Raw genomic sequence first — 23,269 nt, forward strand, 5'->3', positions numbered from 1 at the left:
CAGATCCGTTCGGAACGGATCTGGATCTGGAGCCGCTACCTTACGGGTCCTCTTTCGTTGAGTAAGTCCTGAACAAATTCTTTTTACAATAAATTCTTTTTACAATAATTGTTGCGACCAATTCTATTGTTGATCCTTAATTCTGCCATTATTTACTTCTAGAACACGATGATTGCAACGTCTAACTAAATTTTCGTCATGGGTCGTAATAATTACTGTCGCTCCAAAAGAGTTTAATTTTTGCAGAATCTGAATTATCTGCCACGAATTATCTGGATCGAGATTTCCCATAGGCTCATCAGCTAAGATTAACTGCGGTGTGCTGACAATTGCTCTGGCAATACTGACCCGTTGCTGTTCCCCTCCAGAAAGATGTTTGGGAAATTTATTTGCCTTAGAAAACAAGCCAACAAGCTTCAAAGTAGGTTCTAACCGCCTTCTGATTTCCTTACGAGTATATCCTTGAGCTTGCAATACAATATTAATATTTTCCGCAACCGTGCGTTGAGGAATTAATTTGTAGTCTTGAAATACAACACCAATTTGTCTGCGAAATAAGGATACCTCATCTCCCCTTAGATCAACTACATCACACCCATCAACCAGAACATATCCTTGGGTAGGAAGTTCTTCCCTGTAAAGTAATTTGAGTAGTGTTGATTTCCCCGAACCGCTTGCTCCAGTAATAAACAAAAATTCTCCTCTCTTAACTTCTAGTTCTACATCTATAAGTGCTTGAGTATCATTAGGATAAATTTTGGTGACTGAGCAAAGTTTTACCATTGGTGTTGTATTAACACCATCTTGGTACATCTCTCGATTTTTTACAGAGGTGGATAAATTAGTATCAATATTTGATTTTAGTAATTGCATACTGCTGCTGCACTGGGAGAAGTTTTAGTTTTAAATTGATTGGGAGCTAAAACAAAATAGCAAACACAAAATAATTATTCCCAGGCTGAACCTGGGAAATTCAAACTTTCAATTTAAAATATTCAACAGTACAACGTCTGAATCTTAACCAATTGCACCAATAGAAGTCAGACTATAAATGATAGATTTGATCGCAAATTGAGGTAAAGCTAACATTCGTCGCCAACGCCATGGTTCCTGATAAAGGCGGTAAAGCCACTCCAAATGATTATTTCCCAACCAAGCTGGTGCACGATTTTTATTTCCAGACCAAATATCAAAACTACCACCAACTCCCATCCAGATTGCTTCAGGACATAAATGTCGGTTTTGAGCGATCCATAATTCTTGGCGTGGTACGCCCAAACCAACAAAAATCACTTGTGGTTGAATTTGACTCAACTTCTCCTGTAACTCTTTTTCCTCTTGAGAAGAATGGTAGCCACAATAACAATCTATTTCTCCTAAACTAGGAATTTGAGTTTGCCAATACTTTGCGGCTTTATTAGCAACTTCAGGTGCTCCACCATAGAAAAATACTTTTGGATTAAAGTCTAACTTTTCTAACTTTTGCAATAGCATTTGAGCTAACTCAATTCCGGGAGTTCTTTGTACTTTTTGCCACAGTAGGCATTGTAAATACAGAACTATTCCAGACCCGTCTGGGATAACTAAATCAGCATTTTTAATGACCTCAGCTAAAGATGGATCTTGTTCCGCCTGCATGGTCATTTCTGCATTAATTGTAACTACGTGAGTTCCAACTTTTGCTTGCAAACGTTCTAATAACCAGTATGTATAATCATTCATTACATGAACTGGTAATCCCAAAATCGAAAATTGTTTTGGCGATTCAGACATAACATCCATCTGCAATTAGCCTCACACCAAGTTTTATTGAACGATAGTTTATCAAATTTTTATTAAGGATAATTAGTGCAAATTTTGCCTATCAAAAATTTATTACTAGGAGTAAAAAAAATTTGTATCTTTGATTCTGAAACTTGCTTAAACTAAGAATGTAAAATTGTTCACACAGGAACTGAGAGTATTGTTTTCTTAATTATCCCAATGAATTTCATACAAAAAATTTCCACATCAAGTTTTTCTTAAACCTATTTCTCAGATAAAGAACAACTACTTTTAATTCTGCTTGGGAATTCACCAATATTATGCCCAAACAAGTATACTTTTAGCAAAGGAGGTTAATAACCACTTCTGAGATGAAAAATTGTCAGCAAGGGATATGAAGAGTTGAAAGAGTATAAATTTACTGGTGCTACGGTTCGACTATGACTTACGGTAGAGGCATAAACTGCAAGTAATCACTTATCAGCCTCATATAAAATAAGGTCATTCCTAATTTTAGGATAAAACATTATTTTTGATTTCAAGGCTAAATTCTAGGTGTGAAATTCTAGGTATATTGTAGATGCAATTTTTCTATAGCTAATGCTCAGAGAAATGTATCGTATGAGCAAAAAAATATTCTAATATAAACTTTTACGCGAGTGTATTCCAAATATATTTTTCCCAATGTTTGAGTACATTGTTATGTAAGCGGGAACCACAATTGTCAGCAAATCTCGGTTATGAGCTTCTAATTTACGGACTTTTACCGAACTGACTAAGAATTAAGTTCCTACATTGAAACCACAAGCTAAATTTCTCACCTTTGGATTCTTGCTTACTATGTAGTGCGGTGCAACCCAACTTGAGCCCTAGAATCAAAAATGTAAAACAAACTAAAAGGGGTTGAAGTAGTGTTTTTTGGGAATGCCGATGGAAACATTGTCAGCCTAACATTACTTATACAAGCAATCCGTTACAGCTAAGTTAACTGAAGGGTGAATAACCCGCAAGATTTAGGTAGAAAGCGCTCCCACAGCGCAAATTTAATTGAAGCAATTTCCTCCCCAACTAAAAATGTGGGGTTTCTAGAATCTCGGAGGTTTTTTATATGAACAAAATTCGTGTTGCTCTGATCGAAGACCATGATTTAACCAGGCTGGGTATCAGGACAGCGTTAAAACACAAGGAAGACTTCGAAGTTGTTGGAGAAGCGTCAAATGCTATTGAAGGGTTGAAATTATTACAAAAATACCAACCAGACGTTGCGATTGTCGATATCGGTTTGCCCGATAAAGATGGAATTGAACTTACAAAAGAAGTTAAATCAACTGGCAACTCGTCGACTAAGGTATTAATTTTGACTTTGAGGGACAATAAGGAATCTGTATTAGCAGCATTTGCAGCAGGTGCAGACTCCTATTGTATGAAAGACAGGTATGATAATTTGCTTGAAGCAGTAAGACACACTTACAATGGTAATGCTTGGATCGATCCTGCGATCGCACGGATTGTTTTACAACAAGCTCAACATAATTCGCCAAAACTAGAAGTTGCGGCGGTGGAAAGTAAAGTAGTAGCTCATAATCTTCAAAAAACTGAGGATCGTGACTCCATTGACCCCTATACCCTTACGGAAAGAGAACTGGAGGTACTACAGTTAATTGTTGAGGGTTGTAGTAATGCTGTGATTGCGGAGCGACTTTACATTACCGTTGGTACCGTGAAAACCCATGTTCGAAATATTTTAAATAAGTTATGTGCTGACGATCGCACCCAAGCTGCAGTTCGAGCGTTACGTTCCGGATTAGTTGGTTAAAAATTTTTAAGGGAACCTTTAAGTTCAAATCTGAGGGTGATTTACAACTTTGAAAATAAAAATTTTCAAAGTGAGTGAATTATCTTCTGCTTATTCATTTTTATTTTTAGTCACTTATAATTTGGGATAAAAATATACAATCATTAATTGTCAAAAACTTGTAAAAATACAAAGTCGAATATGACTGAGACAGATGTAGAAAAGCTTAAGCTCATGGTAGTTGACGATGAGCCAGATAATTTAGATCTACTTTATCGTACCTTTAGGAGGGATTTTCGAGTATTTAAAGCTGATAATGCCAAAAAAGCTTTAGAAATTTTAGAAAAGCAAGGCGAAATGGCTGTGATTATCTCCGATCAAAGAATGCCAGAAATGAATGGTACAGAGTTTCTCAGCCTGACTGTAGATCGCTTCCCAGATACAATACGCATTTTACTAACAGGGTTTACAGATGTAGAAGATTTAGTTGATGCAATAAATTCTGGTCAAGTATTTAAGTATATAACTAAACCTTGGAAGCCAGACAAGCTCCGAGTCATAGTTGAACAAGCAACTGAAACATATCGTGTAGTTAAAAAACGTACCAGTGAGTTAGGTCGCGCTTTACGACGGGAATCTTTGTTTAACGCAGTTACTACAGCCATTAGAGAATCCTTAGACTACGAGAGCATGTTGCAAAAAATAGTTGCAACCATTGGACAAACTTTTGCCGCAACATGTTGCGTGCTTAGACCAGTTGAAGATAACTGTCTGACATTAAATAGCTTCTCTTACCATAGTGCAGAGTTTTCTGAAACTAATCCTGAAACTAATCCTGAAATTAACATTTACCCAGATTCCAGTTCCCTGATTGATGAAGTATTTAAATCTGGGGAGTATCAACTCAGTGAATCTTCCGAAGGCTCTAAAGTTTGGCAACATTTAGCATTACCGTTGAAATACCAACAAAGTTTGCTAGCCGTACTTGTGCTTTACCAGCAGAGTGATAGTTGTCCGTGGGAATTGGAAGATATTTCTTTAATAAAAGGAGTTTCAGAACAAGCCGCTTTGGCAATTTCCCAGGCAAAACTTTACCAGCGTCTTCAAGAAAAACAACATCAAATTAGTGTCGAACTGGAAGTTGCTCGACAGATTCAACATAATTTATTGAGACAAAGTTTACCAGATCTCAAAGATGTTAAACTTCAAGCTTGCTGTTACCCAGCAAGAGAAGTTGGGGGAGATTTTTTTGAGGTATTTGTTCATCCAAGAGGAGATATTTGGTTAGCAGTAGGTGATGTTTCTGGGAAAGGGGTTCCTGCAGCTCTATTCATGGCTAGTGCAATTTCAGTATTGCGTCGGGAATTATCACAGGAAATACCGCCAATGCCAAATATCGTCATGCAAAATTTAAATAATGCTTTAAACGAGGATTTAATTAGTAATAATTACTTCATTACTGCAGTTTTGGCTCGGTACACACCTAGCTCTAAAGAATTAGTATATGCTAATGCTGGTCACGTTTACCCATTACTTTGGTCGGGTGATGCGGCTTCAGTAACAGTTCCTCAATATTTGAAAATTCGTGGTATTCCACTAGGTATATTGCCCAAATGGCAAGCAGAGTGCGATTGCTTAGCACTAGCAACTGGAGACACACTAATATTAACGAGCGATGGGGTGACAGAAGCATCGGTTGCGAGTAAAACGGTAGACCCTACCCAAGAAATTGTTGGGACGCAAGCCAGTGGGAAATTAATGCTCAATCAAGAAGGTCTGTGGCAACTTTTAAAACAAGAAAAACAACCACTTTCTCTCGATAATCTACTTTCCCGCATTCAAGCTGAAAATCGAATTCAAGAAGATGACCAAACTATACTCTCTTTGGAGGTTTTGTAAAGGATGAAAAGTGAGCTTCACGTACCAAGTGACTTGAAGTTTTTAACGATTGTTGAAAACTGGTTGCTGGGATGCTTGCAAGCTGAGTTAGGCGAGTCTTTTGATTGGTCTCACCAATCAAATCGATTACGTTTAGTGTTGGTTGAAGCCTACTCGAACGTAGTACGTCACGCTCACAAAGAAAAGCCCAATCTCCCGGTATTGATCCGCTTGGAACTTAGGAAAGAAGATATTGCTCTGGAAATTTGGGATCGCGGCGAAGGTTTTGACTTATCAAATTATTTTCCTCCCGCTCCATCAGAGAAGCAAGAAGGGGGTTATGGATGGTTGATTATGAATCGTCTTATGGACAAGGTTGAATACGATCTGGAGGTTGATGGTGGTAATTGCCTAAAACTAGAAGTTTCCTTACCTGCACAAAATTAAAATCATAAATCATTACTAATTACTTTAAAAGCCTTATTTCCTATAAAAATATATGAGAGAGTAAAAATATTATTAGATTATTCCGAGCAAGGGACAAAAATCGATCCTAGTTGACAAATTTACCCCATGCGGCGTTTTATTTTTGTTAAATTATGAATTTTTTCAGAGTTTTGCAGCCATACACCTGAAAATAATTCACGAGAGTTCCTATTAATCTGACGGTATAAATCGAAGATTAAATTTAACTTAGAATATTTTAATTACAAAAATTGATAATCATCAAAGCACATATTCGTACATTTATATTTTTAATTAGTTATAAGGCTGTGTATAGTTTTTGATAATTATTGACTAAATTTAGAAAATAGAGCTTGAAAACAGGAAAAATACTCTAAAATTGTAAGCAAGCATGATATATGCTGCAGTTTCCACTGCTAAATATGACATAACATTGAAGTAAGCTTAATTTAAAAGTATGAAAGCTGCTTTTAGAGGAGTTAAAGTAATTCCTGTAATTAGACTTTTAGCAAATAATCTTCCTAGTTTTCAAGTTTCAGTCAACATATCCTCAAAGGTTATGATGCAGTAATATTTTTTCTGTAATAAAAAGTAAATTAATTGATAAATTTTGCTAAAGATATTGGACTTACAAGTAAGGGAATTCAAATAATAATAAATAATTAGATTTGTAGCTATAACTGTTTAGTCGGCTTATAGTGATTTTAGTAGGTATTCAAAACTATTTAAAATCCTGCTTTCAAAAAGCATAATTTGGTTCGCGTAAAAGTATAAAATACAAATTGTAATCGATGGAGACTTTATTCTGTTTATCACCACGCTATCGACTCGATGATCGTTCATCCTGGTTAGAAGGAGTTGACCCAAGTCGATGTTATTGGATCGCAGTAAATGGAGATCGGAATCAGGCAGTGGCAATACCTGGACCAATAGTATCTTCAAGAAGTGAACTCAAACAAATAATTTTTCAATTTCGGTCGCTGCGACCTACAGAAAAAATGACTTTGACTAGGGTTGCGAGCACTTGCACGATTCATTGTATAAGTGATAACTGTTATGCCTTAGAAGTTAAAGATGATTTTGCTCCAGTTTCCCACTTGTTTGATCGAGAAACTCTAGATGCTCTATTAATGACAGCCCACCCAGATTGGCGGTGTTCTCCTGCTGACATTGATTTAGGGAGAAAACTTTTGATGCGATCTTTGGGAGGAGCTGCGACTGTTAACAAATAATTTGGGAAGGTGGAGGTCGCCAGACCTCCAAACACCTCAAAATACTACCGATAATAATTCTGTGATTAATCTCTCACTTAAACTAATTAATCAGCTAAACCACTAGATAAACTAATTAAAGATTGAGTCTTTTTATTATCATCCAGCAAACAACAATTCTTTAGAAGAAGCTAAAAGCTTAATTTTGGCACTGATTATTTCTTTATTTTTTCCTAAGGCAAAATCCCACAAAGCATTAACTCCAAATAAAGGAGTTTTCACTTTACCAGTAGCTTGAAATCTACAGTTATCTGATTTTATTTTTCCAGTAATAGTCTGGCGAGGGTACACTTTGATATCTTGGGCTTCTTTTTTTAAGTAATTAAAAATAGTCTCCTTACCAACGATAGCTTCCCCATAAGGGGTATACATAACACCATTTTCTCCAAACAATTCAGCAGTTAGATGAAATTCTCCTGCGTTCATTGTTTGAAAATAACGAGATATGATTGATTCGTTGATACTTTCACTTTGGAGCGTAGATAGCACAAAATTTCCGATTTCCGCAGTATTAACTTGTTCGAACTTGGTATTTTTCATAAGAATCGTCAATCATCCTCACAAGTTTCAAAATCTATCTTTCATCAAAGAAAGTCATAAAAATGAGTTGAATAATTTATTGAAATTCCACTGTGTGATTGTTAAATATCTGAGCTCTTAAATAAAACCTGCAAATGCACAACTTGTATTTTCAAATAATTTGGTTTTTAGGCAGATACAAACAACAAATCTAGTAATTAATACCAATTTCCTAAATTCAAGCTACAGATGGTATGCCAGGAATAAAATCATATCTTGTAATTGAGTTTCATTTTGGTAGTCTCACTAAATGAAATTGGTATAAGAAACAAGCTACGAACCAATATACAAGTAAAACTTAATACCAGGCATAGAGTTTTTAAATCGAATTAATTTGGTGAAAGCTCTACAGTGGGAAGTAAACTTAGTTGAGTTTGTTCTAGATTTTACAGTGTGATTCAAGCATCCAAATTTCAGGATTAAGAAAATAACTTACAACTACTGGTTAAATTTGGAGAAATTAATCAAAATTTGGATTGTTAGTTCGGATTATTTGCGTCGATATTATTCAATGAAGGGGTTGACGCCCATCTCTGTAACAACCTTACGTAAAACAGTAATTTGTTGGGCAAAGCCTAGCTTTTTAAATAATTCGATGGCTTCTTTTCCTTGCGGTGAAAGCTCATGTTCAGTGGATATTGGTATTACGATTCCTTGTTCCATTAGTTCTGATAGTTCATACCAGAAGGCTAACTTTGTATTGTTACTGAAAATCCCATAGGAACGGGATATTTGAGTATTTTTTTGAGCAATTAGATCTCGCATAACCTGGAGTTGCTCTTCATTACTCATGAGCTTTATCTGATTTAAAAGCCCTGTGAATAAATGCAAACGAGCTGGACCTGTTGCTGCGGGATTGATATAGTATCCAACTTTTGTGTGAATAAACCACAGTAATGCCAGTCGTTCATCAACATTCAGACTCCTTAAAACAGCGATCGCACTAGTGATTGCACTAGATTTTTGAGTGCTGTAATTAGAGATATCAGAAAAAAAGTTTTGCGCTGAATCTGCAGTAAACGTCATGATAACACCACGATCGACCACTTAATTAGCTGTATTTCTTTGGAAAACAATACAAAAGTGTTATTATCCTTTTGCTTAAGTTTCCAATTGCCATTTTGCATACAAAGTTAATAATTTGCAAATAAAATTTACAAATATAGTGCGCAAAGGATAGAGAAAATGGGGATCGGTTGTTTGATGTAAGATAGGGGTGCTTTTTGTTGGTAAATTTTGAAATATATAAGAATAAGATAAATGAATCAATTTACCTTCATCAGCAGCGCTCAAATCAAGCAAAAGGTGCTAGAAATTGGGTTTCATCAAGTAGGGATCGCTGATATAGATGTTATTGATAACCAAATGCAACGATTACGGGCTTGGTTAGCTTTAGGTTATCACGCTGATATGGAGTGGATGAATTCACCCAAGCGGCAAGATATTAAATTAGTCATGCCCGAAGTGCGATCGCTAATTTGTGTAGCATTGAACTACTATACTCCACACCAGCGACCCGAAGGTTTAGAATATGCCAAAATTTCTCGCTATGCTTGGGGAAGAGACTATCACAAAGTGATGCACAAAAAATTAAAGGTGCTTTGTAGGTGGTTGGAAAACTTCAGCCCAGAAATTAAAACTCGTTATTATGCAGATACAGGTCCAATACAAGATAAAGTATGGGCACAAAGAGCTGGAATTGGTTGGATAGCCAAAAATGGTAACTTGATTACTCGAGAGCATGGTTCTTGGGTTTTTTTAGGAGAAATTCTGACAAATATAGAACTGACCCCAGACAATCCTCACACAGAACATTGTGGTAGTTGTACCCGTTGTCTTGATGCTTGTCCAACAAATGCAATTACCAAACCATTTGTAGTTGATGCGAATCGCTGCATTGCTTATCATACAATTGAAAATAGGCAAAAACAATTACCAGAAGATATAAAAGCTAATTTACAAAATTGGGTTGCAGGTTGTGACATCTGTCAAGATGTTTGTCCTTGGAATGAGCGTTTTGCCCATACAACTGACATTGAAGAGTTTAATCCTTACTCTGGGAATCTTGCACCTAAGCTGGTAGAATTAGCCAAAATCTCTAACGAAGAGTGGGATCGGCAATTTCCGGCGTCGGCGTTGCGGCGAATCAAGCCAGAAATGTTACGACGGAATGCCCGTGCGAATCTTGACACATTAGGGGCACCAGAATGACGACCCAGAAAGTAATTATATTTGATTTTGACGGCACTATTGCTGATACAGTTGAAGCCCTTGTTGTTATTGCTAACCGTTTGGCTCTTGAATTTGGTTATCCACAAATAACTCCAGAAGAACTGGCTTTACTGAGAAACTTAACTTCTAGAGAAATTATTAAGTATTCGGGAATTTCAGTGTTTAAAATTCCTTTTCTTGTTAAAAAAGTTAAAGGAGAATTAAAAAGAAAAATTCCGGATCTGAAACCTATATCGGGAATTCAGGAATCTTTATTAGTTCTTAAAGAAAAAGATTATAGGTTAGGTATTATTACTTCTAACTCCGAAGAAAATGTTAAAGAATTTCTTAAAGTAAATGATTTAGAAAGTATCTTTGAATTTATTTATTCAGGAGTAACAATTTTTGGTAAAACAACTATTATTAATAATGTTCTCAGACAGAAACAAATAAAATCTTCAGAAGCTATTTATGTTGGAGATGAAACCAGGGATGTAGAAGCTTCTCAAAAAGCTAATATTAAAGTTATTGCAGTGACTTGGGGTTTCAATAACGAAGAAGTTTTAAGTCAGCAAAATCCAGATTTTATAGTTACTCATCCAAGTGAATTGCTGGATGTAATCCAAAGATGTGAAATACGATAGAGGTATATTCTAATAACAGTAATTAGTAATTAGTAATTGGTATACGCCCGCACTGCTAACGCAGTGTTAGCGAAGCGTGACGCGTAAGTGTCATATGGTAATTGGTAATAAGCAGATAAAAACAGTACTGTATTTCTTTGTAAAATACAGTCTTTCTAACTTAGGGACTTGCTGCGTTCGCAATTAAAAACTAGAAAGTAGCTGTCTTAACTAGGTCAGATGGAGTCAGGTTGGATTCTATAACCTCACCATCACGGAACCAGACAATACGCTCTGTTTGACGAGCTACCTCTGGTTCGTGGGTTACCATTACAACAGTAATCCCGCTAGCATTAAGTTCGCCAAAAATATCTAGTACTTCTTGAGTTGTGCGAGAGTCAAGCGCTCCTGTCGGTTCGTCAGCTAAAAGTACTACCGGACGGTTAACAATGGAACGAGCGATCGCAACCCGTTGTTGTTGTCCTCCAGATAGTTGATTGGGCTTATTTTCTAAGCGATTTCCTAAACCAACTCGCTTGAGTGCTTCTGCTGCTTTTTCCAGTCGTTCGCTTTTTGGAAGACTTGCATACACCATTGGTAAGGTTACATTTTCCAATGCTGTCAATTGGGGTAATAAATGAAACTGCTGAAATACAAATCCCAATTTTTTATTACGAATATGTGCTAGTTGAGTATCATCCATTTGTGCAACATTGACGTTGTCGAGATAATAACTTCCCGAAGTAGGACGATCCAAACAACCAATAATATTCATGGCTGTGGATTTTCCGGAACCACTGGGTCCCATAATTGAACAGTATTCACCCTGTCGCACAATTAGACTGACATCATTAAGTGCTTTGACTTCGGTTTCGCCACTACCATAAATTTTAAATATATTTTCTAAGCGGATAATTGCTGGTCTATCAGTTTTATTATTTATCATTGTGGGAATTAGGATATTTTGAGGTTAGGGATTGGATTTAAAGTTATAAGTTCACATATTTTGACTGGAGGAGTGAATTATTTTGACAAGATTATATGAGTCCAAAGAGGGGTATCTGCAAAACACAAAAACCAGTTTTTCCCCAATTAGCACTTTAGGTTTAACTGAACCGTATTACTTAATAACCCACAACTTGGGTCAATGGTTTTGCATTAAGATCTGCTGAAGAAGAAATTTTTTCAAGACCTGATAATAAGTCTTAATCATCATGTGGGTAGGGAATTGATAAAGTCATCTTTTAAACTATCAAGCACTTCGTAAAGCCACAATCGGGTCAAGTTTAGCCGCGCGACGAGCAGGAACCACACCAAAAAATAAACCAATTCCACCGGACACACCAACGGTAATAGAAATAGTAATAGGGGAAATTCCTGCTTCCAAGGGAGTCAAAGCTGAAACTAAAGTTATACCACCTACACCCAATCCAGTACCAATTAAACCTCCAGCCACAGAAACAATAATAGCTTCAATAATAAATTGCAGTAGGATATCCCTCTGGGTTGCTCCAATTGCTTTGCGCAGTCCAATTTCTTGAGTGCGTTCGGTAACGGAAACCAGCATAATATTCATGATGCCGATACCGCCAACAAATAAAGATATACTTGCGATCGCTGCAAGCATAATTGTTAAAGCACCAGTAACTTGACCGACTGTTTCTAAAGCATCTTTTTGCGAACGAATCGTAAAATCATCTTCACTAACTATGTTATGTCGCAGACGTAGTAAATTTGCAATCTGAAACTCTGCAGCTTCCACACTATCACCATCTTTGGCAGAAGCTACAAGATAATCTAAGGCAATACCATAGGGGGAATTTCTCCCAATAAGTCTATTTGCTGCGGTCGTGATAGGTACTAATGCTGTTTCGTCATAGTCTGCACCCACGCTAGAACCTTTGGGAGTTAATACACCAATGATTTGGAAGCTAACATTTTTGATTTGTAACTGTTTACCAACTGGATTGCTATCACCAAATAACCTTTCTGCCAAGTCTCCACCTAAAACGGTAACTCGATTGCTGCGATCCTGGTCAATTTGGCTGAAAAAACGCCCCTTTTCAATTTCAAATTCTCGGATTTCAGGAAAGCTTGGTGAAGTTCCAATAACATTAACGTTAGTATTTTGATTGCGGTAGGTAACTAACTGTCTGCGATTTAATTCTGGAGCAACTCCAACAACTGTAGGTACTTGAGTGGCGATCGCTTCTGCATCTGCAAGTACTAAAGTTCTAGGAATTTCAAAGGTTATTCGCTGGGTTTCTTGATTACCCGGAATCACAAATAAGACGTTTGGACCAAGAGATTCTAACTCTTTGGTGACAAACTTTTGTCCTCCTTCACCAATTCCAATCATAGCTATGACTGAGGCATTACCAATAACAATACCTAACATAGTCAAAGCACTACGTAACTTATTTGATAGCAGGGTTCTTCCCGCCATTTGGATGCTTTCAAGAAAGTTCATTTATTTTGCTCCTCCCGTGCTTTTTTGATTCTGTACTCTTCGGGAGGACTCAAAAATACTCGTTCCCCTGTTTGCAAACCTTCAAGAATTAGTGTTTCGTTTTGAACTTGCGAACCTATTGTTACTTCACGAAATTGGGGTTTATTGTTTCCATCCGGAACTAAAACTCCATTTCTACCTTTCTCTGTCAGGATTGCTACTGTTGGTATTAATAAAGCATTATTGACTTCATCTCCTAGAAAGGTCAAATCTACATTCATCCCAGAACGCAATTTATCCGTACCAGTTTCAATGGTGACCCTCACCTTAAATAAAGTTACACCTTCTTCTTTGACTGCTTCTGGAGAAATCAAGCGCACGCGACCTTTAAAGACTTCATCAGGATAGGTGTCAGCAACAATTTCTACAGCTTGTCCCGTTCTAATTCTGCCGATATCAGCTTCAGTCACATCGGCTAAAATTTCTAATCCTTGGGCTAGAGCAACAATAGAACTAGAAGTTGCTGAAGCACTAGTCGAAGCTGAAGTATCTGGAGTAACAAACGCACCTGCATCTGTATACTTCTGAGTAATAACCCCAGAAAAAGGTGCACGAATAATTGTATTTTCTAAATTAACCTGTTCCGTTTTTAACTGAGCTTCAGATGCCGCCACAGCAGCACGTCTTTGAGCTATTTCTTCTGGGCGAGAACCTTTTTCTAACAACTTAAGTGCTTCACGAGCTTCTGCAACAGATGCTTCTAAACGAGCAATTTCTTCCGAACGAGTACCACTTTCTAGCAAAGCCAGCCTTTTCTCTGCTTCTTGTAAATTAGCTTTAGCTGTATTATCTTCACTAATGTATTGATCCAATGTATCTCTTTGTACTGCGCCTTCCTTGTGTAATGCTCTGTAACGGCGCAGTCGCTCGCTACTTAAATCAACTCTAGCTTTTACTGATGCCACTTGGGCTTTGGCTTGAGCAATTTCTTGGGGACGATTTCCTACTTTAGCTGCTGTTAAACGTGCTTCAGCTTGTCTTAATCGAGCTCTGGCTTGGGAAATTTCTTGGGGACGACTACCATTAATAGCCTGTTCCAATTGTGCTTTAGATTGTCCCAAATTAGCACGAGCTTGTAAAATTCTTGCTTGTACATCTGCACTATCCATCCTGGCAATAATTTGCCCTTTCTTCACTCGAACGCCTTGTTCTACATATAAACTTGTCAGAGTACCTTGATTTTTTGGACTCAGGTTGACGCTTTTTATTGGTACAGCCCTACCACTTGCCTCAATCCGCAAAGTAACATTTTTCGCAGTAACAGGAACAGTTAGTTGAGTAATATTTTCTTTGCGATTGCCACGACTTACAATAGTGTAGGCTGTTGTTGACCCAATAATTAAGGTTACGCTGATAATTCCACCTATCAACCAACGTAATGGGTATTTAATTTTGCCAATCAAGGGAACTTCTATGGGTGTAGCCATAATAGCAACTTTGTAATAATGCCTTGTTAAATAATTTCTACATTTGAGAAATATGACTTTCCCAATTTTTGTTTTTCGAGTAAATAATTTGTTTTACTTTTTTATGTTAACTTTTAAAGCTCTGATTGTTTTTTGCCCTGCCAATCATTCTTCCTACTGAAGAATTAAAATATACTTATTTTTGCTCTGTATCAGTTAATTATTCTTCCCTTGTGATGTTTTTCCTACTTCTGCCTATTGATTGCAGATAGATATTGAAATTTTGACATTATTGCCCGTAAATTGAATAAAACTGCTATATTATTGGCTGAAATTTAAATGCAAATAAAAAGTATAAAAACCAACTAAAAATCATTCATCGTGTTAATAAAGTAAAAAATACCTTTGAACGTTATTTGAGATTTATTTTCTTCAAATTCTTCAAGTAATTTGAATTTACAAGTAATATTTCTGTTTTTGAGGCGACTCGGTTGTTAAATTGGATATGAGACAGTTAGTTTTTATTTATTCCGTGTTAATTGTTACTGCGTAAATGTAGTTTCTGTCAGGATCTAATTAATAACTATCTGTAAATTAATTGTTGTAACAATGGAACAAACCTGATATAGATGACCGTAAAAATGTCCTTTGACTCTCTCCATAAATCGTTTAACCTATCTGAAAGATTATTTAATGTCTGGCAGCGACGCGGTAATGTGCCAAAAAGGATAGCTTTAGTTTCTGTAATGATAGGTTGTAGTTTCTGTGGTGGGGTAATTCCAAGTGCGAATGCCCAAGCACTAGTACCTCATACGCTCCAACTTGATCGCAACAAATTAGAACAGCAAGGCTTAAGCTTAGCACAGGAAGCTGCTCAAATAGCACAGTTTCAGCCATCACCTGACATGATTCAGCAAATGGCTTTACCAAGGGCAAAGCTTGCATCTCAACTAGCCCCGAAAAATGATAAAGTTTGGTTTCTATTGGGTGGCTTATATTTACAAACTAAAAGCTTTGATAATGCAGCATCAGCCTTGGGAAGAGCAAAAACTCTCAACCCTAAAAATGGAGACATTCTTTTTGCTTTAGGTTCGGTTTATTTTCAGCAGGAAAAATATCAAAAGGCAGTTGTTTATTACCAAAGTGGTTTAAAATTGAAACCTAAAGATCCGGAAGGGTGGTTTGATTTGGCAAATGCAAATTATATGCTAGGCAAGCATCCGGAAGCTATTTCCCAGTACGAAAAAGCAATATCCCACAATAAAAAATTCTGGCCCGCAATAAATAATATTGGTTTAATTTTGTACGAACAGGGTGATGTTTCTGGGGCAATGAATAAGTGGAAAGAAGCCATTAATAAAGCAGAAGAAACCAAACAACCAACTGCAGAACCTCAATTGGCACTAGCCGTTGCACTTTATGCTAGAGGTGACCGACAAAAAAGTATCGCAATTGGAGAAAAAGCACTCCGCACAGATGGACGTTATGCTCAACTGGACTTTCTCAAACAAAATCTCTGGGGTCAACGTCTTTTGTTAGATACCGAGCAGTTCTTGCAGCTTCCTCAAATTCAGGCAACTCTCCAGCGCAATCGTAATTTACCACGGCCCAGATAAAATTTATTGCCACTGGCTTATTGCCACCTGCCATTAGTCAGGAACATCATATCTATCCAGACAACATTTGCACCAAGAATTCACATCTAGCATTCACACATTTCTGTCAAGTCATTCCAGTTCTAGAATATTATGAGGGGCAAGTAGAAAACTTGCCCCTAAATTGTCTTTTATTAGCACCTATATGGAGTTAAGCCTGAAACTAACATTTTTTGCGATCTTAGAGCAAAAACCTTGCATATCTCATACGAGGAAAAGTATATGTGTATTACTTGCTCAAAGGCTTTACTTGGTAGTACATATACATTAATCTACTAAAAAATTCACTCGACATAGTTGACGAGCAATTGTTAGTGACATAGGTTGTTAAATTAAGGACAAAGAATGCAAAAGTTCTAGAATTTCTGGAAGCCTTATCGAGGTCAAGGGTAGAATTTCTTCAATAATGAAGATAATGTATTTCTTTAACCGCTGTTTTTCTCAGGTAGCAGCGCCACAATTTGCTCGACAAATTGTTGATGATCGACAATTGGCTTCGAGATATAACTGTCTGCGCCACTTTGCTTGAGAAAATTTTCGCGATCGCCTTCCATTGCGTGGGCTGTCACCAAGATTACTGGCAAAGAAGCCGTTTGAGGATCGGATTTTAACATCTGTGTAATTTTAATCCCATCAACAGACTGACCTTGATAAACGCTTCTAGATAGGGAAACATCCATTAAAATTATGTCTGCTTCTCCTGCTTGAGCAATTCTGATGACTTCATCCACATTTTCAGTGTGTTTAACATCCAGACCACCGCGTTTTGTCAAAATTTTCGAAAAAACGCGAGCATTAATTAGATCGTCTTCGACAATTAAAACTGTTCTCATGAGCACTTAATTTTTTATACCCAATCTTAATCTTAAAAGTACATGCGGACATGAGGGTAAATACCACTTAGTCCAATTTCATATTATGTACGTGCCTCTTTTTAATAATCAATCTAGTAGGACTCGATCAAGGATAAAATTACTGATTTTTATTTTGAAAGCATCAATATTTTGTAATCAACGCCACTTCATCCGCTATGCTGTGGTTTATGCTGTGGTTGCTGCTATGTTAATTTATCGCGATTGTTGTGTAGTTAAATTTCAGGTTAAAAGCTCATGGCAAAACAATTAAACCTTCTCTCACCGGGACAGGTGATCGTCACAGCCCTGCACACCGAGATGCAACAATCGTATCTCGAGTATGCCATGAGTGTGATTGTGGGGCGAGCACTACCGGATGTGCGTGATGGCTTAAAGCCAGTTCACAGGAGAATTTTGTATGCAATGCACGAATTGGGACTGACACCAGATCGCCCTTATCGTAAATGTGCTCGTGTAGTGGGGGATGTCTTGGGTAAATACCATCCCCACGGCGATCAGGCTGTGTATGATGCCTTAGTCAGGCTAGTACAAGATTTTTCCAGTCGCTATCCTTTGCTGGCCGGACATGGTAATTTTGGTAGTGTGGACAACGATCCACCGGCTGCAATGCGTTATACAGAAACTCGCCTTGCACCTGTGAGCCATGAAGGAATGCTTTCGGAAATAGGGGAAGAAACAGTAGAGTTTATCCCTAATTTTGATAATTCCCAAGCAGAACCAACGGTATTACCAGCACAGTTACCTTTTTTGTTACTTAATGGTTGTGCTGGGATTGCTGTTGGGATGGCAACAAATATTCCACCGCATAATCTCAATGAAGTTGTAGATGGATTAATTGCCTTAATTGATAATCCTAATCTATCTGACGATAAATTATTTGAGTTGATTCCAGGACCAGATTTTCCCACCGGTGGGGAAATTGTTGGAAAATCAGGAATTCACGAAGCTTACAAAAGTGGTAGAGGGAGTATTTTACTGCGGGGAGTAGCCCAAATTGAGGAAATACCAGGCGGACGCGGAAGCAAACGTCGAACAGCAATTGTAATTACTGAATTACCTTACCAAGTAAATAAAGCCGGTTGGATTGAAAAAGTTGCTGATTTTGTCAACCACGGTCGGCTACAGGGTATTGCTGATATTCGTGATGAAAGCGATCGCGAAGGAATGCGAGTGGTAGTAGAATTAAAGCGGGATGCAAACCCCCATGAAGTTCTCCAACGTTTGTACCAATTAACCGCATTACAAGGTAATTTTGGAGTTACACTTTTGGCTTTGGTAGAAGGTCAGCCCCGACAATTATCTCTTCGACAAGTTTTACAGGAGTTTCTTAATTTTCGAGAGCATACTCTTAACCGCCGCTATACCCACGAACTGCAGAAAAAACAAGGTCGGTTACATTTAGTATCTGGCTTACTCAAAGCTTTGGTAAATATTGATTTAGTTATAGAAGTTTTGAGATCAGCTGCTGATGGTAGTACAGCAAAAATGACTCTTGCGAACGAACTAGATTTAACTCAAGAACAAGCCGATGCTATTTTGGCAATGCCATTGCGACGCTTAACAAATTTGGAACAACAGAACTTACAACAGGAGTCAGAAGAGTTAGAAGCACAGATAAATACATTACAAAAATTACTTAACGACCGTCGGGAACTTCTTAAGGCGCTCAAAAAAGATTTACGTTCTCTCAAACGCAAATATAGTGACTCCCGTCGTACTAAGATAATAGAAAGCTATAAGCCCAATTCTCCTCAAGGGGCAAGTAAACAAAAAAACTTCAGGGGACAAACTTCATCACTGCAAGTACCACCCCAAGAAGTAAGATTGGAATTTAGCCAAAGGGGATATGTGCGACGCCTTCAGAACACAGGGAAGAAGTCAAAGGCTGAAAGTGTGATGCCTGATAACGACTTTGTAGTCCAAAGTATGATCGCCAATACCCAAGAAGATTTACTCGTTATTACTAGTGGAGGTAAAGTATATCCGATTACAGTAGGGGATATTCCTCGTAGTAATGGAAGATCGGCAAGGGGAACTCCTTTAATAACTTTACTTAGCCCAAGTGCACAAAGTAATCAAGAAAACATTATCAATCGCTTTATTCTACCGGAAAACCCGGAAAATAGTGAAATAATTCTTGTCACCAGACAGGGCAGAATCAAACGTCTTTCGGTTGCCGAAATGTCTAACCTTACCCGTCGCGGTGTCACCATCATTAAACTCAAGGATGACGACGAATTGCTATGCGCCCAATTTATTAATGCAGGGGAACAATTAATTTTGGCTAGCTCTGGTGGAAGATTGCTGCGCTTTGAAGTTAATGATGAAGAAGTATCGGTGATGGGGCGTACTGCTATGGGTTTGCAGGGTATGCGTTTGGGCAAACAACAAAAATTAATTGCTTGTATCAAATTAATTGCAAATCAAAACTTACTGCTGGTAACGCAACAAGGGTATGCAAAGTGCATTAACCTCAGTAAAGTGAAATTGGCTCATCGAGGTGATTTGGGTGCCCAATCCCTGAAGTTTGCAATTAAAACAGATAATTTGGCTGGTGTTGTTCAAACAAATAATGATACTGAAATCGGTCTAGTAACCAACCATCAACGTCTAGTCAGATTATCCGTTGAAAATATTCCTCTGTCTAGAAAAGATGATAAAGGAAAAATGAGCGTGCAACTCAACCGTGATGAACAAGTGATTACGGCAATCCCAATCACAACTACTAAAAGTTAAATTAACCCCCGTTTCATTAACAACGGGGGTTAATTACTCCTATCCCGACGGAAAATTACCTAATTGAGTAAGATGGGAAAATATGGCGGGTATGGGAATAAAAGGAGAATTTTCATAGGCAATCTTAGAGTTGTAGGGGAGTAACAATTCTAATGACTGTAATAGGATACGGAAATTGATTTTATATGCCCCTCCTTATATGTTGGTGGGGATTATTTTAAGCATTGCTGAGATATGAATTGCATTCTTTGCACAATTAAGAACCTTGTGGAGACGCGATATTATGACCTTAGGATCACACAGTACCTAGAGCCTGCGGCGTCGGCGTAAGCCTTGTGCATTCGTAGTTAGACGCGTCCAAACCGGTACGCTAACCGCTAGGCGTTAACGCGTCTCTACAGCCACTATCAATACTTTTATTCAGCAATGTCTTATTTTAGATACGTATATTTTCACAGTTATTCTTCAAATAGTAGTATTCAAAACTGACCAGTATGAGTCAGTACATTATCTTTTAATTAAAAAACCTAAACAATTTACAACAATCTTGAAAGAAAGCTAGTGCAAACGAGCTTCGATTGGCTCTATCCAAAGGATGATACTTATTCAAAAATCACCAAATAATATATATGTCAATGTTGAGTAATAAAAATATAAATTTAAATGGCATATTAGATGTCGAATGTTATAAAATTTAACTTAAGTAATCAAAACTTTACTTAATTTAATTAACTTTGGAGATCTAGTTATGACAGATTCAACTAAAACTGTTGCCCCCGTAGCAGAAGAACGTAATGCTTGGCGTTGGGGCTTTACTCCCCAAGCAGAAATCTGGAATGGTCGTTTAGCAATGATTGGTTTTGTGGCAGCTGCTCTAATTGAAGTATTTTCCGGACAGGGGTTTTTACACTTCTGGGGTATCCTGTAAATTTTCTGGTAATAATGTTTGTTACATTAACTGTTACGTAAATAAAAAAAAACTGGGAGTCTTTAGCACTTCCAGTTTTTTCATTTTGATAAGTAAACTATATATAGGCGCAACTTGCTGCGCCTGAACATAATATTTTTTAGCGAATATACTCCTTGAGAACGCTATTACGATTTGGATGGCGTAATTTACGCAGTGCTTTTGCCTCAATTTGACGAATGCGTTCGCGGGTGACATTAAAAATTTGTCCAATTTCTTCGAGAGTCTTCATCCGACCGTCATCTAAGCCATAACGTAGTCTAAGAACATCTCGTTCGCGAGGACTGAGACTATCAAGTACCTTTTCTAAATCTTCTCTAAGAAGATTTTTTGACACCTGATCTTCTGGTGTTTCACCGTCAGACTCAATGAAGTCACCTAAGCGAGAATCTTCTTCTTTACCAATTGGTGTTTCTAGAGATATGGGTAACTGGGCTGACTTGGCAATAAAGCGCAACTTTTCAATGGTCATTTCCATTCTGGTTGCAATTTCTTCCTCGGTAGGTTTACGTCCCATTTCTTGAGAAAGAAGCTTAGTTGTCTTTTTAATTCTAGAAATAGTTTCGTAAAGGTGGACTGGAAGACGAATTGTACGCGATTGATCCGCGATCGCTCTTGTTATCGCCTGACGAATCCACCATGTTGCGTAGGTAGAAAATTTATAACCCTTTTCATGATCAAATTTCTCAGCAGCACGAATTAAACCAAGACTACCTTCCTGAATTAAATCCTGGAAAGATAAGCCACGGTTCATATATTTCTTGGCAATTGAAACTACAAGGCGTAAGTTGGATTGCACCATCTTATCTTTTGCCCTGCGACCAATATGAAGGCGATAACGAAATTGTGGTAAAGGTATCTGCACAGCTTGTGCCCACTCGCTATCTTGAGGTTCGCGGTCTAACTGTTGTGAAAGTTTTTCGCGAACTCTTTCCATTTCCAGCAAATCAGCAATTTTTCTTGCTAATTCGATCTCTTCATCCGCTCGTAATAAGCGAATGCGACCTATCTCTTGTAAGTAAAGACGAATCGAATCCTCGGTATAATGCTTTTTCTTTGTTTGCGAACGGCGACGCGATTTTGCGGCTTTTCCAGACTTAGCGTCCTCTTCAGACTGAGGGCCTAAAAATTCTTCCTCGTCGCCTTCCTCGCCGATCAGCAAATCATCCTCTTCAGCGACTAAAAGTTCATCCAATCCAATTTCCGCTCGTTCGATCATTTCCAGATCAGGCTGATAAATGTTTTCGAGTACGTTGTTAGCCTGGTTCATGCCGCGTTCCTCATGCTCCTTGCAGAATCAATTACTCAATTTGTGTTTACTGCTCTTATTAACTGAGCTATTTGCCTTCTTAATTTCGAAGGCTATCTTAACGATTAACCTAAATTAATTCTTAGGATTTATGGCTCCAGAGATTGCGCAAAAAAATAATTGTGTGGCGCAATCAATTTTGAAAAGAAGCTTTATCCCAGTATTAAGGTAGATACGATTTATGCTGTTTGACAACACCTGTTTTTAACTAAGTTGGTCAAAAAAAAGACTCATCTTGATTAAAAATTTACTGTTTCATACAAACCAATATGGTTTTTGGCAGTTTTTCTGTAAAGACTGTTCCGATTGTAGCTTGTTTCACTGAAATTGCACTTTCTTTTTGTATGATATCCGTAAAGTAATTAAGTAAGGTAAAGTAACTGTAGTAAAAAGATAAAGATATGAGCATTGGATATAGCCACGAGCTTTAATCTTTTTTACTTGTTTGTTTCCTAAAGTGCAGTAAAAACTTCTTTATTTTCAAGCAATTTTTCGTCTCAGTCATTACAGTCTTCTAAATAAAGAAGAAAAATGGGAACTACCTAGATATAAAGCATTTTATATCAGGTTTATAAAATAAATTTTAACTATTCCATATTCGTACATACTTTATAAATTCCCCATCTTTTGTAGTTAGGTTTACCATATAACGAGAGTTTTTTTTGAGCAGATACATACTACAGACAAGTAGATTATGGTAAATTTATTTACCAGTTTTTGCTCTAACTTATCCATATATTTCTGAGCTTTAAACAGCAACAGTATCTTGCTTTGAATCGCATTATTGTAATAAAGGCAAACTTCCTCACGGTAAAATAACGATTTGGTGTTGTCATAACTGAACTACTGTATAAAGACCTATTTAGGTTTTATCAATTCAGTCATATTCACACGTTAGCGCATTCTTGAAAATTCAACCTTATGAAACTTGACAAAGTTTTATCACTGTATACACAGATATTTTAATCAATCCGAATTAATTTGGCACTTAAGATTCCCGATATTAACCTAATTTTGGTAAAACTGCATAGCAAATTAATACCTGCATCATAATATTTTTGTGTTTGTGATTACCTGTTTATCTAATTCTAAAGTAAACTACTCTCATAATGTTAATCCAATATACTTACGTATATAACTACGTACATGGGTCATTCTGAATGACTCTAGAATATTTGCAATGAACTATGAGCGTATTTGATTTTAAATGAAAAGTTACGAAACAG

Annotated in this window: 18 protein-coding genes; 9 read left to right on the forward strand and 9 right to left on the reverse strand. The window is 37.3% G+C overall.

Annotated elements, in window-relative coordinates:
• Positions 1–123 precede the first annotated feature (123 nt).
• A complete protein-coding gene (gene ftsE / locus QNJ50_RS11825) occupies positions 124–813 on the reverse strand; it encodes a cell division ATP-binding protein FtsE (RefSeq protein ID WP_300635545.1) in 690 nt (229 codons plus the stop codon).
• A gap of 204 nt (positions 814–1,017) precedes the next feature.
• A complete protein-coding gene (locus tag QNJ50_RS11830) occupies positions 1,018–1,773 on the reverse strand; it encodes a WecB/TagA/CpsF family glycosyltransferase (protein ID WP_300635547.1) in 756 nt (251 codons plus the stop codon).
• A gap of 1,099 nt (positions 1,774–2,872) precedes the next feature.
• Here QNJ50_RS11830 and QNJ50_RS11835 point away from each other — a divergent pair.
• The 4 genes from QNJ50_RS11835 to QNJ50_RS11850 all read left to right on the forward strand — a co-directional run bounded on the left by QNJ50_RS11835 (position 2,873) and on the right by QNJ50_RS11850 (position 7,134).
• Positions 2,873–3,580: a response regulator transcription factor gene (locus QNJ50_RS11835; RefSeq protein ID WP_300635500.1), complete on the forward strand. Its 708-nt coding sequence runs from the start codon at positions 2,873–2,875 to the stop codon at positions 3,578–3,580.
• A gap of 180 nt (positions 3,581–3,760) precedes the next feature.
• The gene (locus tag QNJ50_RS11840; protein WP_300635502.1) at positions 3,761–5,458 is read left to right on the forward strand and encodes a SpoIIE family protein phosphatase; all 1,698 of its coding nucleotides are present in this window, start codon (positions 3,761–3,763) and stop codon (positions 5,456–5,458) included.
• A gap of 3 nt (positions 5,459–5,461) precedes the next feature.
• Positions 5,462–5,884, forward strand: a complete 423-nt coding sequence (locus QNJ50_RS11845) for an anti-sigma regulatory factor (RefSeq protein WP_300635505.1) — start codon at positions 5,462–5,464, stop codon at positions 5,882–5,884.
• 809 nt (positions 5,885–6,693) lie between these two features.
• Entirely contained in the window at positions 6,694–7,134 is a 441-nt protein-coding gene (locus QNJ50_RS11850) for a hypothetical protein (RefSeq protein WP_300635506.1), read from the forward strand.
• Between the two features lie 138 nt (positions 7,135–7,272).
• Here the strand turns inward: QNJ50_RS11850 and QNJ50_RS11855 are convergent, their stop codons facing one another.
• Both QNJ50_RS11855 and QNJ50_RS11860 read right to left on the reverse strand, forming a co-directional pair.
• Entirely contained in the window at positions 7,273–7,713 is a 441-nt protein-coding gene (locus QNJ50_RS11855; RefSeq protein ID WP_300635507.1) for a ketosteroid isomerase family protein, read from the reverse strand.
• Between the two features lie 543 nt (positions 7,714–8,256).
• Positions 8,257–8,778 carry an orange carotenoid protein N-terminal domain-containing protein gene (locus QNJ50_RS11860; RefSeq protein WP_300635508.1) on the reverse strand — a complete coding sequence of 174 codons (522 nt, stop codon included), beginning with the start codon at positions 8,776–8,778 and terminating at the stop codon, positions 8,257–8,259.
• A gap of 234 nt (positions 8,779–9,012) precedes the next feature.
• Here QNJ50_RS11860 and queG point away from each other — a divergent pair, with 234 nt between their 5' ends.
• Together queG and QNJ50_RS11870 are read left to right on the forward strand one after the other, a co-directional pair.
• Positions 9,013–9,963, forward strand: coding sequence for a tRNA epoxyqueuosine(34) reductase QueG (gene queG, locus QNJ50_RS11865; protein ID WP_300635509.1), 951 nt, complete (start codon positions 9,013–9,015; stop codon positions 9,961–9,963).
• Positions 9,960–10,607: an HAD-IA family hydrolase gene (locus QNJ50_RS11870; protein ID WP_300635510.1), complete on the forward strand. Its 648-nt coding sequence runs from the start codon at positions 9,960–9,962 to the stop codon at positions 10,605–10,607. The genes queG and QNJ50_RS11870 overlap by 4 nt, the downstream gene beginning before the upstream one ends.
• 190 nt (positions 10,608–10,797) lie before the next feature.
• Here the strand turns inward: QNJ50_RS11870 and QNJ50_RS11875 are convergent, their stop codons facing one another.
• The 3 genes from QNJ50_RS11875 to QNJ50_RS11885 form a co-directional block, all read right to left on the reverse strand.
• Complete coding sequence (locus QNJ50_RS11875) at positions 10,798–11,532, reverse strand: ABC transporter ATP-binding protein (RefSeq protein ID WP_300635511.1); 735 nt, start codon at positions 11,530–11,532, stop codon at positions 10,798–10,800.
• A 306-nt stretch (positions 11,533–11,838) separates the two neighbouring features.
• On the reverse strand, positions 11,839–13,056 hold the full coding sequence (locus tag QNJ50_RS11880; protein ID WP_300635512.1) for an ABC transporter permease: 1,218 nt from the start codon (positions 13,054–13,056) through the stop codon (positions 11,839–11,841).
• A complete protein-coding gene (locus tag QNJ50_RS11885) occupies positions 13,053–14,522 on the reverse strand; it encodes an efflux RND transporter periplasmic adaptor subunit (RefSeq protein WP_300635513.1) in 1,470 nt (489 codons plus the stop codon). The genes QNJ50_RS11880 and QNJ50_RS11885 overlap by 4 nt, the downstream gene beginning before the upstream one ends.
• 695 nt (positions 14,523–15,217) lie before the next feature.
• On the opposite strand from QNJ50_RS11885, the gene QNJ50_RS11890 reads away from it, so the two are divergent.
• A complete protein-coding gene (locus QNJ50_RS11890) occupies positions 15,218–16,117 on the forward strand; it encodes a tetratricopeptide repeat protein (RefSeq protein ID WP_300635549.1) in 900 nt (299 codons plus the stop codon).
• Between the two features lie 464 nt (positions 16,118–16,581).
• Here QNJ50_RS11890 and QNJ50_RS11895 read toward each other — a convergent pair whose 3' ends face one another.
• Entirely contained in the window at positions 16,582–16,989 is a 408-nt protein-coding gene (locus QNJ50_RS11895; RefSeq protein ID WP_300635514.1) for a response regulator, read from the reverse strand.
• Between the two features lie 276 nt (positions 16,990–17,265).
• Between QNJ50_RS11895 and gyrA the strand changes: the two genes are divergently transcribed.
• Positions 17,266–19,767, forward strand: a complete 2,502-nt coding sequence (gyrA, locus tag QNJ50_RS11900) for a DNA gyrase subunit A (protein WP_300635516.1) — start codon at positions 17,266–17,268, stop codon at positions 19,765–19,767.
• 748 nt (positions 19,768–20,515) lie between these two features.
• Positions 20,516–20,695: a chlorophyll a/b-binding protein gene (locus tag QNJ50_RS11905; protein ID WP_027838860.1), complete on the forward strand. Its 180-nt coding sequence runs from the start codon at positions 20,516–20,518 to the stop codon at positions 20,693–20,695.
• A 139-nt stretch (positions 20,696–20,834) separates the two neighbouring features.
• On the opposite strand, the gene rpoD is transcribed toward QNJ50_RS11905, so the two are convergent.
• Positions 20,835–22,004, reverse strand: coding sequence for an RNA polymerase sigma factor RpoD (gene rpoD, locus QNJ50_RS11910; protein WP_027838859.1), 1,170 nt, complete (start codon positions 22,002–22,004; stop codon positions 20,835–20,837).
• Positions 22,005–23,269 lie beyond the last annotated feature (1,265 nt).

The sequence above is a fragment of the Mastigocoleus sp. MO_188.B34 genome, assembly GCF_030065675.1.
Lineage (GTDB): Bacteria > Cyanobacteriota > Cyanobacteriia > Cyanobacteriales > Nostocaceae > Mastigocoleus.